Source organism: Corallococcus exiguus (genome assembly GCF_009909105.1).
In the GTDB taxonomy this organism is placed as follows: Bacteria; Myxococcota; Myxococcia; order Myxococcales; family Myxococcaceae; genus Corallococcus; species Corallococcus exiguus.
Genome location: NZ_JAAAPK010000010.1, coordinates 444,618 through 464,185, shown reverse-complemented (window position 1 = coordinate 464,185; position 19,568 = coordinate 444,618). Strand labels below are relative to the sequence as shown.

At 71.1% G+C, this 19,568-nt stretch carries 1 protein-coding gene (only partly in view); it reads left to right on the top strand.

The features are described from left to right. Positions 1-19,568: the 3' portion of a non-ribosomal peptide synthase/polyketide synthase gene (locus GTZ93_RS32780; RefSeq protein WP_161663192.1), read on the top strand. Its footprint begins 12,586 nt before the window's first position; the window shows 19,568 of its 32,154 coding nt (coding positions 12,587-32,154); its start codon lies beyond the left edge, outside the window; the stop codon is at positions 19,566-19,568.

Here is a 19,568-nt window from a genome sequence, read left to right as displayed (position 1 = left end):
TCGAGGACCTGGGTGGCACGTCGCTCACCGTGGTCCGCGTCGCCAGCCGGTTGCACGAAGCGCTCCAGCGCGACGTGCCCGTGGTCTGGCTGTTCGAACACCCCACGGTCCACGGACTGGCCCGGCGACTGGAGCGAGAGGGACTGCCCGCGCGTCCCGTGCCCGCCCCAGTGGCCACTCCTCCCGCGACACCGGCTGAACCCTCCATGCCTGCCCAGTCCGTGCCCACAGCCAAGCCGGAGACGACGCCAACGTTGCCGTCGAACGCCATCGCCATCATCGGCATGTCCGGGCGCTTCCCAGGCGCGGAGTCGGTGGAGGAGTTCTGGCGCAACCTGCGTGAAGGCGTGGAGTCCATCTCCCGTTTCACTCCCGAGGAATTGGAGCCGATGCCCGGCCTGCCTCCGGGCGTGTCCCTGACACAGCATCCGGGGTTCGTGCCCGCGCAGGGTGTGCTCGCGGACATCGACCAATTCGATCCCGCGTTCTTCGACATGTCCCTGCGCGAGGCGCAGTGGACCGATCCGCAGCAGCGGATGTTCCTCCAGTGCGCGTGGGCGGCGCTGGAGGACGCGGGCATCGACCCCGCGCGCTTCCCGGGCGTCATCTCCCTCTTCGCGGGAGCGAACGAATCCGGCTATGCGAACGAGGTGCAGCGGCACCTGCCGTTGGACTCGGCGGCGTTCTTCGAGCTGTACGGCACCGCGACCTACCAGAGCCTGCCGACGAAGGTGTCCTACAAGCTGGGGCTCACGGGCGAGAGCATGCTCGTGTACACGGCGTGCTCCACGGGGCTCGTGGCGGTGCACGTCGCGTGTCAGAACCTGCTGTCCGGCCTGTCGGACGTGGCGCTCGCGGGCGCGACGCGGCTGTCGGTGCCGCAGCGCACCGGCTACGTGCACCAGGAGGGGATGATCTACTCCCCGGACGGCCACTGCCGCGCGTTCGATGCGCAGGGCAAGGGCACCGTCTCCGGCAGCGGCGTGGCGGCCGTGGTGCTCAAGCGGCTGGAGGACGCGGTCCGCGACGGCGACCCCATCCACGCCGTCATCCGAGCCACCGCCGTCAACAACGACGGGCGCGACAAGTCCGGCTTCACGGCGCCCAGCGTGCAGGGCCAGGCGACCGTCATCACGCAGGCGCTCCGCCGTTCGGGCGTGTCGGCGACGGACATCGGCTACGTGGAGGCACACGGGACGGCGACCCCTCTGGGCGACCCCATCGAGGTCGCGGCGCTCCAGCGCGCCTACGGCCTGGGGCCCGAGCACCGGGGCACCATCCCGCTGGCGTCGCTCAAGACGAACGTGGGCCACCTGGACACGGTGGCGGGGCTCGCGGGGCTCATCAAGGTCGCGCTGTCGCTGCGCGAGGAGGAGATTCCTTCCAGCCTCCACTTCGAGTCTCCGAACCCGAGGATCGACTTCGACGCGGGACCGTTCTTCGTCAACACGCGCCTGCGGCCCTGGCCTCGGGGGATGACGCCACGACGCGCGGCGGTGAGCTCGTTTGGCGTGGGCGGGACGAATGCGCACGCCGTGCTGGAGGAGGCGCCCGTCGTCCGGAGCGGGCCCACGACGCGCTCGCACCAGCTGTTCGTGCTGTCGGCGCGTTCGCCGGAGTCCCTGGAGGCAGGAGCGCTGGCGCTGGCGTCGCACGTGCTGGCGGACCGGTCTCCGGAGGCGCTGGAGGCCGCGTCGTTGAAGCTGGCGGTTCAGGTGCTGTCCGCTCGTTCGCCGGAAGCCTTGGAGGCGGCGGCGAAGCAACTGGCGTTGCGCGTGTTGTCGGCGCGCTCTCCTGAGTCGCTGGAGGCGTTGTCGGCCCGGTTCTCCGTGGAGGTCGCTGGGGATGAAGGGGCGTTCGCGGACGCCGCGTACACGCAGGCAATGGGACGCCGGGCCTTCGAGTACCGGAGAGCCGTGGTCGCTCGGGATGCGGCGGACCTGGCGAAGCAGCTTCGCAAGACGGCCACGCCCACGCGCTTGAAGGACGTGGAGGGCGCGCGCCGCAAGCGGGTGGCGTTCGTCTTCTCCGGACAGGGCTCGCAGCAGGTGGGCATGGGCCGGGAGCTGGATGCGTCCGTGCCCGCGTTCCGCGCGCAGGTGGATGCGTGCCTGGCGCGGCTGGATGCGCCGCTGCGTTCGCGGGTGGAAACGCTGCTGCGTCCGGGACCGGGCCAGGAAGCGGAGGCGTCCGCGATGCTCTCCGACACCCGGGTCGCACTGCCGGCCCTGTTCACGGTGCAGGTCGCGCTGGCTCGGCTGTGGCAGGCGTGGGGCATCGTTCCTCATGCCGTGCTGGGGCATAGCTTCGGGGAGTACGCCGCAGCGTGTGTCGCGGGCGTGCTCTCGCTGCCGGATGCGCTGCGGCTGGCCGTGGTTCGAGGGGAGCTGATGCACCGGATGCCGCCGGGCGCGATGCTCGGTGTGGCACTGCCGGCGGCGGAGGTCCAGCCGCTGCTGTCCGGACGGTTGACGCTCGCGGCGATCAACGCGCCGGACCGGTGTGTGGTCTCCGGACCCGTGGACGAGGTGGAGCGCATCCAGGCGGTGTTGCAGCAGCGCAAGGCGGGCGCGGTGCGCATGCCGTCGGGGCATGCCTTCCACTCGGCGGACGTGGAGCCGTTGATGGCGGAGCTGGCGCGCGCGGTGGGTGCGCTCCTGCGGAACGAGCCTTCCGTGCGGTACGTCTCCAGTCTCACGGGGGCGCTATCGCGTCCGGGCGAGCTGTCCGCGCCGGAGTACTGGGCCACGCAGATGCGGCAGCCCGTGCGCTTCACGGACGCGGTGGGGACCCTGCTGGAGGAAGGGTGCAGCGTGCTGCTGGAGGTGGGGCCCGGCCAGGACCTCACCCCGCTGATCCGCGCGTGCCTGGGCGAGGACCGGGAGCGCGTGAAGGCGCTCGCGTCGCTGCGCCGGGGCGGTGCGACGACGGAGCAGTCGGGGTTGCTCCAGTGCGTGGGCGAGCTGTGGGTGCAGGGCCTGGAGGTGGACTGGACCGCGCTCTACGCCCACGAGCAGCGTCGCCGCGTGCACCTGCCGACGTACAGGTTCCTGCGCAAGCGCTGCTGGGTGGAGCCTCGCGGACAGGACGGTGCGGCCAGCGAGATGGGATCCGCGGGACAGAACGTTGCGCCTGCGCCCATGGTGACCGTGTCCGCGCCTCGCATGGACCCGGCCAGCGACCTCCCTCAGGTCTCCGCTCCGGTCTTCCGTGATCACGCGACGGCAGGCCTGACCGACAAGCCCGCGATGGGCGCACCAGCGCAGGCACAGGTGACCTCCTTCACCGACACGCTCACGTCGTCTCCGGCTTCGCGCGCTCGCATCGACATGCCAGGTCCGTCCTCTGCTGTGCCCACCAGCAAGAGCGCACCAGTGGCACCTCCGCCCGAGGAGCACCCTGCCCTCCCAGTTCCAGGAGGCCGTGAGGACGCGCCTCGCGGTGACGTGGAGGTCCGCATCGCCACGCTGTGGCGTCAGCGCCTGGGCATCGACTTCGTCGGACGCGACGACAACTTCCTGGAGCTGGGCGGCAACTCGCTGATGGCCGCACAGCTGCTCAATCAGCTCCGCGACACCTTCCACGTCCAGGTGCCGCTGGCGGCCCTCTTCGAAGCACCCACCGTCGCGGGGCTCGCATCCCGCATCGAACCACTGCTCCAACAGGCCCCCGCCCGGGAGCCCACGCGCGAACTGCCGCTCGTGCCCCGTTCCCGGATGGAGCCACTGCCCCTGTCCTTCGTGCAGGAGCGCGTCTGGCGCCTGGAGCAGCACCTCCCTGGCCTGTCCGCGTACACGATTCCCTTCGTCCTGCGCCTGGAAGGCCCCGCCAACGCAGCCATCCTGGAGCGGGCCATCCAGGAGGTCGTCCAGCGCCACGAAGCCCTGCGCACCACCTACGACGCCGTGGACGGCCGTCCCGTGCAGCGCTTCCATCCCCACGTGCGCATCCCGCTTCCCATCGTGCAGGTGGAAGGCACGCCCGGAGAACGCGAGGAGGCCGCGCTCCGCATCGCCCGCGAGGACGCCGCGCGCCCCTTTGATCTGGTGCGAGGCCCCGTGCTGCGCACCACGCTCGTGCGCCTGCGCGCGGACCTGCACCTGCTGGTCTGCGCCATCCATCACATCGTCTGCGACACGCTCTCCACGTCCCTCTTCCTCCAGGAAGTGGGCCAGCTCTATGCCGCTTTCATCCAGGGCCAGCCGTCCCCGTTGGCGCCCCTGCCCGTGCAGTACGCGGACTTCGGCGCGTGGCAGCGGCAGTCACTCGCGGAGGAGCGCTTCCCCGAACAGGAGCAGTGGTGGCGTCAGCGTCTGGCAGGCATGCCCAGGCAGCTCGGCATCCCCACGGACCGGCCCCGGCCCGCGAGCTGCCCGCTCACCTCCGAGCGCATGGTGCTGGACTTCCCACCGGAGCTCGCCGAGGCGCTCGTCGCCTTCGGACGCAGCGAGGGCTTCACGTCGTACATGACGGTGCTCGCCGCATGGAACGCGCTCCTGCATCGCTACACCGGCCACGCGGACCTCATCGTCGGCACGCCCATCGGCAACCGCACGAGGCCGGAGCTGCTGCCGCTCATCGGCTACGTGGCGCACTCGGCCGCGTTCCGCACCCACGTGGGGGATGACCCGAGCTTCCGCGAACTCTTGCACCGCGTGCGACGCGAGGTCACGGACGTGCAGTCGCGGCCGGACGTGCCCTTCGAGATGCTCGTCGAACAGCTCGTCCCCGGGCGCGACATCGGCCGGGAGCGCATGACGGACACGGTGTTCGTCTACCACTCCAATCTGGAAATGGGCGGCGACGCGCTGGCGGCCGTCGGGGCACGAGGCACCTTCATCGAAGTGCCGGGCACGCCCGTGCAGTGGGGCGCCACGCTGTCGGACCTGACGCTCATCCTCACCGAGGAACCCGGCCGCATTCACGGCGCGGTGGAGTACGCGACGGAGTTGTTCGACGCCTCCACCGCACGGCGGATGCTGGAGCACCTCCAGGTGTTGCTCGGAGCCGCACTGGCCCGGCCCGAGGAGCCCCTCTCCCGCCTGCCGCTGGCCACCGATGCCGAACGAAGCGCATGGCCCGTTCCCCCGCCCGTCCCGCAGGCCCCCGTCCTGCCCGCACGGCTGCGCGAACATGCGCTGCGGCAGCCAGACGCAGTCGCCGTGGAGCAGGCCGGGCGGACCTGGACCTGGAGGGAGCTGGCCTCCCGCGCGAGAAGGCTCGCGTCGAGGCTGCGCGAGCAGGGACTCCGGCCGGGAGAACCCGTGGCGCTCTGCCTGCGTGCGTCGCCGGAGAAGCTGGCCGCGCTGTGGGGTGTCCTGGAGGCAGGTGGCGCGCCGGTGGCGCTCGGACCCACGGACCTGGACTCGCTGGCCGTCTATGCCGTGGAAGGCAATGTCGTGCCCCGGCTCATCACCTGGCGCGGGCTCTTCACGTCAACACGCTTGGAGTCCTCACGCGTCCTGCACGTCGAAGAGGTGCTGGGAGACACGTCGCCGGTGACGGTGACGGAGGCGCTGCCGCTTCCCTCGCCGGAGTCCCTGGCGTGGCTCCTGCCCATGGGTGCGGGCCAGCCCGCGTGGGCGTTGAGTCACACGTCGCTCACGGGCTTCTTCGCGGGCCTGGATGCACGGCTGCGTCCGGCGCAGGGCACCACCTGGCTCGCCGCCTCCGAACCCGCTCCCGAGAAGCCCGAACTGGAAGCCCTCTGGGCCCTGTCGCGTGGCCTGCGCGTGCTGTTCCCCTCCGAGGCCACCACATCGCGGCGAGGCGCATCGGACGAGGCGGCATCGCGTCCGCTTCAGCTCAGCCTGTCGTACTTCGCCAATGACGAGGACTCGCTCACCGGGCCCAAGTACGAGCTGCTGATGGAGGGCGCGAAGTTCGCGGACGCGCACGGCTTCTCCGCCATCTGGACGCCCGAGCGGCACTTCCACTCCTTCGGCGGCATCTACCCGCAGCCCGCGGTGGTCTCCGCCGCGCTCGCGTCCGTCACGAAGCACCTGCGCCTGCGCTCCGGCAGCGTGGTGCTGCCACTGCATGATCCGCTGCTCATCGCGGAGCAGTGGGCCGTGGTGGACAACCTGTCGCAGGGCCGAGTCGACGTGTCGGTGGCCACGGGCTGGCACGTGCAGGACTTCATCTTCGCGCCCGGAAACTACGCCGACCGGCGCAACATCCTGCTGCGCCACCTGGAGACGCTGCGAGGCCTTTGGCGCGGAGACCGGCTGCGGCGTCCGGGCGGCAACGGCGTCACCGTGGAGGTGGGCCTGCGCCCGAAGCCGGTGCAGCGAGAGCTGCCCGTGTGGCTCACCGCCACCGCGAACCCGGAGACGTTCCGGCTCGCGGGTGAACTTGGCGCGGGCGTGCTCACGGGCCTCTTCGCCCACTCGCTGGAGGAGCTGAAGCCAAAGGTGGCCCTCTACCGCGAAGCGTGGCGCCGCAACGGCCACCCGGGCCGGGGCCACATCACCTGCATGCTGCACACGTACCTGGGTGACGACGAGGCGGAGGTCCTCCGGCAGGTGCGCAAGCCGCTGCTGGCGTACTTCCGGAGCTCGGCGGACATCACCACGTCGCTGCTCGCCGCGCAGGGGTATCAGGGGGAGATCGCCAAGGTGTCCCGCGAGGACATCGACGCGCTGCTGGAGCACACCTTCGAGCACCACGCGAAGGGCACCGGCCTCATCGGCACGGTGGAGAGCGGCATCCAGCGGCTGCGCGAGGTGCGGGCCTCGGATGTGGACGAGGTGACGTGCCTCATCGACTTCGGCCTGGAGACGCCCGTCGTCCTGGAAGGACTCAAGCGCCTGGCCACGGCACGCGAGGCCGTGGCCGCCGATGCGGCGTCACACTCGCGGCGCGTGCGTGGCGAGCAGGAGACGGATGCGGAGGAGTTGCTGTCCCTGGCGAAGCAGTCGGGCGCGGTGCTGGTGAACACCACGGCACGGCTGGCCCGCGCGCTGACGGACCTGACGGGAGCGCGCGAGGCCCTGGCACCGGTGGGGGCCTGGGTCCTGGAGAACGCATCCGCGGAGCTGGCGTCCGCGCTCCAGCGCACCGCGGGCGGCGACGTGCTGCTCGCGGGGGAGGCCCGGGATGGAGGCCTGCTGCCGCGTGCGCCGGAGGAGAAGCTGCCTCCGGGCCTGGACATCTGGGTGCTGGACGCGGCCGGGGCGCCCGTGCCCGCGGGCGTCGTCGGAGAGCTGGCCCTGTCGGGAGCGGGCCTGCCTGCCGCCCTTTGGAGGGCGACAGGTGAGGCGCCGGGCCGGTTGGTGCCGCATCCGCTGAGTGGATCCGCGAGCCTCTACCGCACCGGCCGTCCTGTGCGCCTGCGCGCGGATGGTCGTGTCGAGGCCGTGAACCTCCCTGCCTTCAAGCTGCCCGCGCCGCGCCCCGCGTCTCCAGCCACCCAGAGCGCTTCGGCCGCGACAGTGCACGCGGAGACACCCAGCACCTCCGGTGCCCTCCAGACGATCCCGCGTGCGCCTCGTGGCCAGCCGTTGCCCCTGTCGTTCGCGCAGCAGCGCCTCTGGTACCTCCAGGAGTTGGAGCCGGAGAGCACCGCCTACAACAACGCGATCATCTTCCGGCTCACGGGGGCGCTGGATGTCACCGCGCTCCAAGCGGCGCTCCACTCGCTCGTGGAACGCCATGAGGTCCTGCGCACCACCTACGCCCTGGGCGACACCGGGGCCGTGCAGGTCATCCACGCGACCGGCCCCCTGCCCCTGGAGACGGAGGATGTTCCCGGCGACACGGCAGAGGCACGCGAGGCCGCCATGCTTCGCCGCTGCCAGGCGTACACCGCCACGCCCTTCCACCTGGACACGGGCCCCGTGGCCCGCGCGCTGCTGCTGCGGCTGGCTCCAGACACGCACGTCCTGCACCTGCTCCTGCACCACGTCGTCTCCGACGCCTGGTGCGCCCTGGTCCTCAGCCGCGAGCTGCCGGTGCTGTACGCCTGCGCCAGCGCGGGTGTTCCCTCCGTCCTGCCGCCCCTGCCGGTGCAGTACGCCGACTACGCCGTGTGGCAGCGCACGTGGCTGACCGGGTCGGTGCTGGAGGAACAGGCACGCTGGTGGAAGGAGCTGCTCCAGGGCACGCCGCCGCTGGAGCTGCCCACCGACCGTCCCCGTCCCGCCGCGCAGTCCTACGCGGGCGCCGCCCACGCCTTCCACCTGCCTCGCGAGCTGTCCGAGCCGCTCTTCGCGCTGGGCCGCCGTGAAGGCGCCACGTCCTTCATGGTCCTGATGGCGTTGTTCCAGGTGCTGCTCTCCCGCGCCTCCGGACAGGACGACTTCGCGGTGGGCACGCCCATCGCAGGACGCTCGCGCCCCGAGGTGGAAGGCCTGCTGGGCTGCTTCGTCAACACGCTTGCCTTCCGCGCGAGGCTCGACGGGGCACCAGGGTTCCGCGAGCTCATCACGCGTGTGAAGCAGCAGGCACTGGGCGGCTACGCACGCCAGGACATGCCCTTCGAGCAGTTGGTGGACGTGCTCCAGGTGCCTCGCGACCTGAGCCGCACGCCGGTGTTCCAGACCGTCCTCAACGTCATCAACGTTCCGGCGGCCCAGACGACCGGAGGTGCGGGGCTCCAGATTGGCGGAGTGGACGTGCCGGTGACGACGTCCAAGTTCGACCTGTCGCTGGAGGTCTGGGAACAGCGCGACGGCCTGCGCTGCCGCCTGGAGTACTCCACCGCCCTCTTCGACGCCGCGACCCTGGAGCGCATGGCGGAGCATCTGACCGTGCTGGCCAAGGCCGTCGTCGCCGCGCCGGACGCACCAGTCTCCACCTTGTCGCTGCTCACGCCGGCCGCGCGCGAACAGGTGCTGCGCGGCTGGAACGACACGCGCGTGGACTTCCCTGCGGGCGCCACGCTCCACCACCTCTTCGAGTCCCAGGCTGAGCGCACTCCCGAGGCCATCGCGCTCCAGTTCGAGGACCAGCGCCTCTCGTACGCGCAGCTCGACGCCCGAGCCAACCAACTCGCGCACCATCTGCGTGCACGCGGTGCGGGTCCGGAGACCCTGGTGGGCGTCTGCATGGAGCGCTCGCTGGAGATGGTCGTCGCCCTCCTGGGCGTCCTGAAGGCCGGAGCCGCCTACGTGCCGCTGGATCCGGCCACGCCCGCGGAACGACTCGCCGGGATGTTGGAGGACACCGCAGCGCCAGTGCTTCTTGTGCAAGAGCGCTTCCGCGCCGCACTGACTCCGCATGCCGCGCACGTCATCGCGCTCGACACCCCGTGGGAGGCCATCGCGCGTGAGTCCACGGCCCGCCCCGTGCCGTTGGCTGGGGATGACTCCCTGGCCTACGTCATCTTCACGTCTGGCAGTACGGGTCGCCCCAAGGGCGCGATGAACGCGCACGCAGGCATCGTCAACCGCCTGCGCTGGATGCAGGGGCGCTACGGCCTGACGCCGTCGGACACGGTGCTTCAGAAGACGCCGTTCAGCTTCGACGTGTCCGTCTGGGAGTTCTTCTGGCCCTTGATGACGGGCGCGCGGCTGGTGCTCGCGAGGCCCGGCGGACATCAAGAGCCGGACTACCTGGTGGCGCTGATGGCCCGAGAGGGCGTGACCACCACGCACTTCGTGCCGTCCATGCTGCGAGCCTTCGTGGAGGAGCCCGGCCTGGAGTCCCTGTCGCGCCTGCGCCACCTGATGTGCAGCGGCGAAGCCCTGCCCGCGGACTTGGCGCTCCGTGCCCAGTCGCGACTGCCGCACACCACGCTGCACAACCTCTACGGCCCCACCGAGGCCGCCGTGGACGTGACGTCCTGGGAGTGCCCGCGCGACGAAGCGCTGCGAGTCGTGCCCATCGGCCGCCCCGTGGCCAACACGCGCATGCACGTCCTGGATCGCCACGGACAACTGGTGCCCGCGGGCATCCCGGGCGAGCTGTTCATTGGCGGCGTGCAGGTGGGCCGAGGCTACTGGCGCCGCCCTACCCTCACCGCCGAGCGCTTCATCCCCGATGCCTTCAGCGATACGCCCGGCGCGCGCCTGTACCGCACGGGCGACATCGCACGGTGGCGCACCGACGGCACGCTGGAGTACCTGGGCCGTGCTGACTTCCAGGTGAAGCTGCGAGGCTTCCGCATTGAACCGGGTGACATCGAAGCCGCGATCCAGTCCTGGCCCGGCGTGCGCGACACCGTGGCCGTCGTGCGACTGGCGGACACAGGGGGACCGCGCCTCGTCGCCTACGTCAGCGTCGAGGGGACACTCGACGTGGCCGGACTGCGCGCGTTCCTGCACTCGCGGTTGCCCGAGTACATGGTGCCCTCCGCCATCGTCCGCATGGATGCCCTGCCGCTCACCCCCAGCGGCAAGGTGGACCGCAAGGCACTGCCCGCGCCGGACGCGCCCACCGCCGGACGCGCGGAGCCCATCGCCCCACGCGACGACACCGAGCGGGCCCTGGCGGAGATCTTCGCGCAGGTGCTCGGCATCGCGCGGGTCGGCGTGCGGGACAGCTTCTTCGAGCTGGGCGGACACTCGCTGCTCGCGACCCAGGTGGCCGCGCGCGTGCGGGCTCGCCTGGGCCACGAGGTGCCGCTACGCACGCTGTTCGAAGCCTCCACCGTGGAAGCGCTCGCCCGGCGCATCACTCCGTCTGGAGCCGTTGCGCCCGCGCTGGCGGAGCCGGAGAAGACCGAGCCCACCGGCCTCACGCCGTTGACCCGTGGCGTGCGGCCCGCCGTGCTGCCGCTGTCGTTCGCGCAGCAGCGGCTGTGGTTCATCCATCAACTGGGCACCGCGGACACAGCCTACAACATGCCGTTCTCGCTCCGGCTGGAAGGCACGCTGGACCTCGGCGCGCTCCAGCGGAGCTTCGACCGACTGGTGCGCCGGCACGAAGTCCTGCGCACCACGTTCCGCGAGTACGAAGGAGCCCCGGAGCAGGTCATCCACGCTCCCGGTCCGCTGCCCTTGCGACAGGTGGACCTCACCGGCACCCCGGGCCTGGAGCAGCGCCGCGCCGAAGCAACGAGGCTCGCCCTCGAGGAGGCACGCACCCCGTTCGACCTGGAGCAGGGTCCTCTCCTCCGAGCCCTGTTGCTGAAGCTGTCGCCCACGGAGCACGTGCTGGTGCTGAACCTGCACCACATCATCTCCGACGGCTGGTCCACCGGCGTCCTGGTACGCGAGATGGGCACGCTCTACGCCGCGCTCTCCCACAACCTCCCCTCCCCGCTGCCCGAGCTGCCGGTGCAGTACGCCGACCACGCGCTGTGGCAGCGCGGTTGGTTGCAGGGCGCGGTGCTGGACGCGCAGCTCGGCTACTGGCGGCGTCAGCTGGAAGGCGCGCCGTCGCACCTGGAGCTGCCCACGGACCATCCGCGTCCGGCCCGGCAGACCTTCCAGGGCGCGCTGATGCCCTTCACCCTCCCGAGTGCTTCCAGCGAAGCCCTGGAGGCCCTGGCGAAGCGCGAGGGCGCCACGCCCTTCATGGTGCTGCTGGCAGCGTTCCAGGTGCTGCTCGGCCGCTACTCCGGACAGGACGACGTGCTGGTGGGCTCGCCCATCGCGGGCCGCCGCCACGCCGAATCCGAGGTGCTCATCGGCTACTTCGCCAACACCGTCGTCCTGCGCACCCGGCTGCGCGAGGACGACACCTTCGTCTCGCTGCTGACGCGCGTGCGGGACACCACCCTGGGCGCCTACGAGCACCAGGACCTCCCGTTCGAGAAGCTCGTCGAGGCACTGCACCCCGCGCGCGACGCATCCCGCACGCCGTTCTTCCAGGTCACCTTCACGCTGCAGAACGCGCCGCTGCCGCCGCTGGCCCTGCCCGGCCTGTCGTTCCAGCCGATGAACGCCGACCCGGGCGCCATCCGCTTCGACCTGGAGCTGCTGCTGCACCGCGCTCCCGAGGGCTTCACGGGAGGCCTCAACTTCAACACCGCCCTGTTCACCCCCGGCACGGTGGCTGGAATGGCCAGGCACCTGAGCGTGCTGCTCGACGCCGCGGTGGCTTCGCCAGGGACGCTGCTCACACGCCTGCCGCTGCTGACGCCCGAGGAGCGGCACCAGGTACTCGTCGCCTGGAACGACACCGCGACGGAGTATCCACGTGACGCCTCCGTGCCCGAGCTGTTCGCGGAGCAGGCCGCGCGCGCGCCAGACGCCGTCGCCGTGAGGATGCCCGCGAGTCCGGGGGCCTTCCCGTTGGTGGACACGACACGGATCGCGGCGCGTGAGCTCACGTACGGGGAATTGGATCGCCGCTCGAATCAGCTCGCGCACCACCTGCGCCGGTTGGGCGTGCGGCCTGGGGACCGCGTGGGGCTGTGCGTGGAGCGTTCGCCGGAACTCGTCACCGGCATGCTCGGAATCCTCAAGGCGGGCGCGGCCTATGTGCCCGTGGAGGCGAAGGCCCCGGCGGACCGCACGACCTGGGTGATCCAGGAGGCGGGCGTCAGCGTGCTCGTCACGCAGGAGGCGCTGGCGGATGAGCTGCCGGCGGTGACCGGGCTCCTCGTGCTGCTGGACGAGGAATGGGACCTGATCGCGAAGCAGCCGGTCACGCCGCTGGCTGTGCACGTACCCGCGGAGGCGCTGGCCTACGTGATGTTCACGTCGGGCAGCACGGGCCGTCCCAAGGGTGTCTGCGTGCCCCACCGGGGCATCGTGCGCCTCGTCCGGGGCAATGGCTTCATCGCCTTCGGTCCAGAGCAGGTGTTTCTCCAGGCCGCGCCAGTCGCGTTCGACGCCTCCACACTGGAGCTCTGGGGAGCATTGCTGCACGGCGCGAAGCTGGTGCTCGCACCGCCGAATGCGCTCTCACTGTCAGAGCTGGGCACGCTGCTCGCGGTGGAGGGCGTCACCACGCTGTGGCTCACCGCCGCCCTCTTCGAGCAGATGGTCCTTCACGAAGGAGTCTCACTCGCGGGCGTGCGGCAGGTGCTGGCGGGCGGGGACGTGCTGCCCGTGCCTCGCGTGAGGGAACATCTGTCGCGGATGGCGCCGGACGCCGTGCTCGTCAACGGGTACGGCCCCACGGAGAACACCACCTTCTCCACCACGCACACGCTGCGCGCGAGGGACACCGTTGAGCGTTCGGTGCCCATTGGCCGGCCGCTGGCGAACTCCACCGCGTGGGTGCTGGACGAGCACCTCCAGCCCCTGCCGCCGGGACTTCCCGGCGAGCTGTACGTCGGCGGTGACGGCCTCGCCTGGGGCTACCTCCAGCGGCCGGACCTCACCGCCGAGCGGTTCATCCCCCATCCCCATTCCGCCACGCCGGGCGCCCGCCTGTACCGCACGGGCGACCGGGCCCGCTGGCACGACGACGGCACCCTGGAGTTCCTGGGGCGAACCGACTTCCAGCTCAAGCTGCGCGGCTTCCGCATCGAGCCCGGAGAAGTGGAGGCCGTGCTGCGACAGGCTCCGGACGTACGCGAGGCCGTGGTGCTCGCGCGCGAGGACGTGCCTGGTGAGAAGCGGCTCGTGGCATACGTGGTCCTCGGCGGGGACAGCGCCGACACCGACCGCGTGAAGGCGCATGCGCAGCGGCAACTCCCCGACTACATGATGCCGTCCGCCTGGGTGGCGCTGCCGTCCCTGCCGCTGTCACCCAACGGCAAGGTGGACCGCAAGGCCCTGCCCGCACCCGAAGCGCCCCGGCCCACCGAGTCGACGCGCGAAGCCCCACGCAACGCCGTGGAGGCACAGCTCGCGGCCATCTGGGCGGAGGTGTTGCACCTGGACGCAGTGGGCATCCACGACGACTTCTTCGACCTGGGAGGCCATTCGCTCCTGGCCACGCAGGTGGTGTCGCGCATCCGCGCGGTGCTGGGCGTGGAGCTGCCCCTGGGTGAGTTGTTCAACGCGCCCACCGTGGCCGCGCTCGCCCGGCACCTGGGAGCCACTACGAGCCGCCACGAGCACGTGCCGCCTCTCACCCGGGCCCCAAGGCCCCCGCTACTGCCACTGTCCTTCGCGCAGCAGCGGCTGTGGTTCATCGACCAGCTCGAACCGGGCAGCGCCCTCTACAACATGCCCGTCGCCCTGCGGCTCCTCGGCGCGCTGGACGAGGCCGCGCTGAAGGGAAGCCTGGACGCGTTGATGGCGCGGCATGAATCCCTGCGCACCACCTTCCGCACGGAAGCAGGCCAGCCCGTGCAGCACATCCACGCGCAGGCCACCGTGCCCCTGGAGCGCGTGGACCTGTCCGCGTTGGAGGACACCGAGGCCCGGCTGCGCGAAGCGGAGCGTCTGGCGACAGCGGAGTCCCAGCGGCCGTTCGACCTGGAGCGAGGCCCCGTCATCCGCGCCCTGCTGATCAGGCTCGCGCCCGAGGAGCACGTGCTGGTGCTGCACCTCCACCACATCGTCTCCGACGGCTGGTCGCTGGGCGTGATGGTGCGCGAACTCACCACCCTCTACGCGGCCCTGCGTGAGGGCCGGCCGCCCGCGCTCCCGGAGCTGCCCGTGCAGTACGCGGACTTCGCGCTCTGGCAGCGAGCCTGGCTCCAGGGAGAAACACTGGAGGCGCAGCTGGCATGGTGGACCCGGCAGCTCGAAGGAGCGCCCCGGGCGCTGGAGCTGCCCACCGACAAGCCCCGTCCCGCCGTCTCCACCCAGCGCGGCGACACGCTACCGGTGCACCTGCCCCTCACCCTGTCCGAGCGCGTGGAGGCCCTGGCGAAGCAGGAGGGCGCCACGCCCTTCATGGTGCTGCTCGCGGCCTTCCAGACGGTGTTGCACCGCTACGCCGGCCAGGATGACGTGCTCGTCGGCACGCCCATCGCGAACCGTCGTCACGCGGAGACCGAAGGCCTCATCGGCTTCTTCGTCAACACGCTGGTGCTGCGTGGAACCTTCGGCGCCCGGACGACGTTCCGGGAGCTGCTGGCCCAGGTGCGAGCCACGACGCTGGGCGCCTACGAACACCAGGACGTCCCCTTCGAGCGGCTGGTGGAGTCGCTGCAAACGACGCGCGACCTGGGGCGCATGCCGCTGTTCCAGGTGATGTTCGCGCTCCAGAACGCGCCGGTGCCGGAGCTGTCGCTGCCCGGCCTCACCGTGCGTCCCGCGGCCCTCGCGGAGCGCACGACATCCCAGTTCGACCTGAGCCTGGACCTGGACCGCCGCGAGGATGGCTTCCGGGGCAAGCTCGAATACGCCACGGACCTCTTCGAGCGTCCCACCATGGCGCGGCTGCTCACCCACCTGCGGGTGCTGCTGGAGGCGGTGCTCACGAATCCGGATGGACCGCTGTCCGGACTGTCTCTCGTGTCGGAGGAGGAACGGCGACAGCTCCTGGGCGACCTGGCCGGAAGCGTGTCGCCCTTCGACGGCGAGGGCACGCTGCACGGCCACTTCGAGGCCCAGGTGGCGCGGACCCCGGACGCGGACGCCGTGGTGTTCGGGGATACGACGCTGTCCTTCCAGCAGCTCAACGCGCGGGCCAACCAGCTCGCCTGGCACCTGCGTTCGCTGGGGGTGGGCCCGGAGGTGACGGTGGGCCTGTGCCTGGAGCGCTCGGCGAAGAGCGTCATCGCACTGCTCGCGGTGAACAAGGCCGGGGGCGCCTTCGTGCCGCTGGACCCGGCCGCGCCCGCCGCGCGCAGGTCGTTGGTCCTCAAGGATTGTGGAGCGTCCGTGCTGGTGACGACGCGGGCATTGCAAGAAGCGTGGCACCCCGAGGTGCCCCACCTGGTGTGGATGGACGCAGAACCTGTCCGACTGTCGGACAGGTTTTCGGAGGCCGCTCCGGCGGCGGAGGACGACTCGGAACCTGTCCGACTGTCGGCCAGGTTTTCGGAGGCCGCTCCGGCGGCGGAGGACGGCTCGGAACCTGTCCGACTGTCGGACAGGTTTTCGGACAACCTGCCGCCGGCGGCGGGAGCGGAGAACCTCGCCTACGTCATCTACACCTCCGGCTCCACCGGGACGCCGAAGGGGGTGATGGTGCGGCACCGCTCGGTGCTGCACCTGCGTCACGCGCTCCTACGGACCGCCTACGCGGGGCGGCCCCCGGGGCTCCGCGTCAGCATCAACGCGCCGCTGTTCTTCGATGCCTCCATCGAGCAGGTGCTGCAGCTGTTGGGCGGCCACTGCCTGTGCCCTGTTCCGGAGGATCTCCGGTTGGAGCCAGAGCGGATGCTCGAGTGGCTGGAGCGGACGCGGGTGGACGTACTGGACTGCACGCCCGCGCAACTGAAGCTCCTGCTGGATGCGGGGATGCTGGACCGCCCCCGTCTGCCGTCACTGATGATGGTGGGAGGCGAGGCGCTGGACGAAGTGATGTGGCGGCGGCTCGCCACGACCCGGCGCACACAGGCCTTCAATGCCTACGGCCCCACCGAATGCACCGTGGACGCCACGGTCTGGGACATCCAGGGAACGTCCCACGCGTTGCCCGTCATCGGGCGGCCGCTGGACAACCTGCGCGCGTACGTGCTCGACGAACGTCTGGAGCTGGTTCCCTTCGGCCTGCCTGGAGAACTGTGCTTCGCCGGTGAAGGCGTCGCGCGCGGATACCTGGGCCGGCCGCACCTGACCGCCGAACGCTTCATGCCGGATCCCTTCGGCACGGAGCCTGGAGCGCGCCTGTACCGCACGGGCGACAAGGTCCGATGGCGCGAGGACGGAACGCTCGAGTTCATGGGCCGCCTGGACTTCCAGGTGAAGCTGCGTGGCCACCGGATCGAGCTGGGCGAGATCGAGTCCACGCTGCGGGCCCATCCCGGCGTCCGGGACGCGGTGGCCCTGGTGCGCGAGGACGTACCGGGCGACGCGCGCCTCGTCGCCTATGTCACGCCGGAAGCGGACACCACGCCACTGCACGAGCACCTGCGCAGGCACCTGCCTGATTACATGGTCCCGGCCACCGTCCTCGCCCTGCCCGTCCTGCCCCTGACGCCGAACGGCAAGGTGGACCGCAAGGCCCTGCCCGTACCGGACGCGTCATCGCGCCCCGCACGTGTCTTCGCGCCTCCCGCGACACCCACCGAACAGCGCCTCGCGACCATCTGGGAGGAGCTGCTCCGCGTGTCCGGCGTGGGCCGTCACGACAACTTCTTTGAGCTGGGCGGGCACTCGCTCCTGGCCACGCAGGTGGTGTCGCGCGTGCGCGTCCACTTCGGTGTAGAGCTGCGCGTCCGGGCCCTCTTCGAGACGCCGACCGTGGCGGGGCTCGCCCAGCGGCTGACGGACGCCGCATCCACGCTCGCGCTGCCGCCGCTGACGAGGACGCAGGGAGACGAACTCGCGCCCCTGTCCTTCGCGCAGCAGCGGCTGTGGTTCATCGACCAGTTGGAACCGGGCAGCCCGCTCTACAACATGCCCTTCGCGCTGCGGCTGTCCGGAGCGCTGGACGTCCCCGCCCTCAAGCAGGCCTTCGACGCGCTTGTGCAACGGCACGAAACCCTGCGCACGACGTTCGAGACCCACGACGAAACACCGCGTCAGCGCATCCATCCCGCGCCCACGGGGGTGCTGCGCACGGAGGACCTGGAGGCCCTCCCCACGGATGCGCGTGAGGCTGAAGTCCGGCGCCGCATGGACGCTGATGCGCTGCGTCCCTTCGACCTGGGCACGGGGCCCCTCGCTCGCTTCGCCCTGCTGCGGCTGGACACGAGGGAGCACGTGCTCCTGCTATGCACGCACCACACCGTTTCCGATGGCTGGTCCTTCGGAGTGCTCGTGCGCGAGCTGGTGGCGCTCTACGAAGCCTTCCGCCAGGGCCAGCCGTCGCCGCTGCCGGAGCTGCCCGTGCAGTACGCGGACTTCTCCCGGTGGCAGGCCTCATGGCTGGAAGGCCAGGTGCTGGACGGACAGCTCGACTGGTGGAAGCGGCGGCTCGAAGGGGCGCCGCATGCGCTGTTGCTGCCCACGGACCGGCCGCGTCCGGCCCGCCGCTCCGCACAGGGAGCACGGTGGCCCGTTCAGCTGACACCGCCCTTGAGTGACGCGGTGGAAGCACTGGCGAAGCGGGAAGGCGCCACGCCCTTCATGGTGCTCATGGCCGCGTTCCAGCTGCTGCTGTCGCGGTACTCCGGCCAGGACGACGTGCTGGTGGGCACGCCCATCGCGAACCGCCGCCACGCGGAGACCGAAGGCCTCATCGGCTTCTTCGTCAACACGCTGGTCCTCCGGGCCCGCTTCACCGCGGACACGTCGTTCCGGAAGGTCCTCGCACAGGTGCGCTCGACCACGCTCGGCGCGTACGAACATCAGGACCTCCCCTTCGAACGGCTGGTGGACGCGCTCCAGCCCGAGCGCGACCTGGGCCGCACGCCGCTCTTCCAGGCCCTCTTCGCACTGCACAACACGCCGGAGCTGGAGGCCACCCTCCCGGGCCTGACGCTGAAGGCGGAGGAGGTCCCCTCCTCGGCGGCGAAGTTCGATCTGGACCTGGCCCTCACCCGGCAGCCCGACGGCTTCCAGGGTGCGCTCACGTACAGCACGGACCTCTTCGATACCGCCACGGTCCAGCGGATGATGGAGCGCTGGAGCACGCTGCTGGAGACAGTCCTCGCCGAGCCCGACGCGCCCCTGGACCTACGGATGCTGCTGACGGACGAGGAGCTTCTCCGGATGCACGTCCCAGAAGCACCGGCGTCCCGTCCCTCCGAAACCACGGAGGTCGCCCCACGCGACGACATGGAGCGGGAGCTGGTGGCGCTCTGGGAGGAGCTGCTGGGCGTCCGGCCCATCGGCGTGACGCGTCCTTTCTTCGACCTGGGCGGTCACTCCCTGCTCGCCGTGAAGCTGATGGCGCGCATCCGGGAGCGCTTCCACCGCGAGCTGCCCCTGGCCGCCCTCTTCCAGGCGCCCACGGTGGAGACGCTGGCCCGGCTGCTGCGTCAGGCGCCCGAAGTCTTCTCCCCGCTCGTGCCCATCCAGCGCGAGGGCTCGCAGCGGCCCTTCTTCTGCGTCCACCCCGTGGGCGGCAACGTGCTCGCGTACGCGGCTTTGGCGAAGCAGCTGGGCCCGGAGCAGCCCTTCTACGGGCTCCAGTCCCAGGGGCTCGATGGAAGCCGTCCGCCGCTCGACACGGTGGAGGCGATGGCGGCGCTCTACGTGAACGCCGTGCGCACCGTGCAGCCCCACGGTCCCTACCGGCTCGGCGGCTGGTCCATGGGAGGCGTGGTGGCCTTTGAGATGGCCCGTCAGCTCCAGGCCCGGGGCGAGACCGTGGAGCTCGTGGCCCTCATCGATCCCAGCCCGGCGACGGACGACCGCGTGCCGCTCGACGTGGACGACGCAGGACAGGTGGCCGCGCTGTTCGAGCTCGACCAGGGACAGCTCGCGACGCCGGAAACGGCCACGGAGACAGGGCGCACGCTCCTGCACGTCTTCACCCGCAACCTGCGCGCCCTGAAGCACCACCGCCCCGGAACGCTCACCGGCCGCGTCCTCCTGCTCCTGGCGGGCGACAACCCGAAGCACGGGGACGACGGCTGGAGCGCGCACGTCCACGGCGAGCTGACGCGCGAGGTGCTCCCCGGCACGCACTACTCGCTGCTGCGCGCGCCCCACATCCAGCGGCTCGCGGAGCGTTTGACGGAGGCACTCCAGGGCGCGGCGCGGGACACGTCCCGGTAG